Source organism: Streptomyces beijiangensis (assembly GCF_017315755.1).
Taxonomy (GTDB): domain Bacteria; phylum Actinomycetota; class Actinomycetes; order Streptomycetales; family Streptomycetaceae; genus Streptomyces; species Streptomyces beijiangensis.
In genome coordinates this window covers 1-604 of record NZ_JAFLRJ010000890.1, presented here as the reverse complement: position 1 = coordinate 604, position 604 = coordinate 1, and the positions used below count along the sequence as shown (strand labels likewise).

Genomic DNA, 604 nt, shown 5'->3' with positions numbered 1-604 from the left:
TCGCCGACGAGCCCACCGGCAACCTCGACGAGGGGATGCGGGACGAGATCATGGACGTACTGGAAGGGCTGTGGAAGGAGCACGGCCTGACCTTCATCATGGTCACGCACGACACCGCGCTCGCGCGGCGGGCGCCGCGGCTGGCCACGATCCGCAAGGGCAAGGTCACGGTTACGGAGAACGCGGCGGCGGCGTAGGGGAAAAGCCCGGCCCCCGGGTGGGGGCCGGGTCTACGCTCGCCCGTATGTCGATCACCAGTCTCTCCACGCCGCTGTCCGGCGCCGACATAGCCGCCTGGCACCGCACCGTCACCGAAGCCCAGTCCCACGATCTCCCTGCGGGGGTCCCCGTCCAGGGCCCCGCCGAGACGGCGGGCCGGCTGCGGATCGGGGCGATGCGCGGGCGCGCCACGCACCGGGTGGCGGGTGACTTCGACGGGGTGGCCTCCGTGCTCCTCTCGGACGAGCCGGGCAATGAACACACCGCTTTCCTGGATGTGTTGGCGGTACGGCCGGCCGCCGCCAGCTCCTCGCGCACCGCCGCCCACAGAGCGGAACCGACGCCCCGGCGTCGCGCGGCCGGCCGTACCGCCAACACATCCAGG

At 72.7% G+C, this 604-nt stretch carries 1 protein-coding gene and 1 pseudogene; both read left to right on the top strand.

Annotated features, from left to right (window positions below; translation table 11 throughout):
* Nucleotides 1–197: pseudogene (locus J0695_RS39700) on the top strand (ABC transporter ATP-binding protein); the annotation flags it as partial.
* A 47-nt stretch (nucleotides 198–244) separates the two neighbouring features.
* The coding region (locus J0695_RS39695) for a hypothetical protein (protein WP_206969698.1) at nucleotides 245–604 on the top strand (360 nt) is incomplete at its 3' end.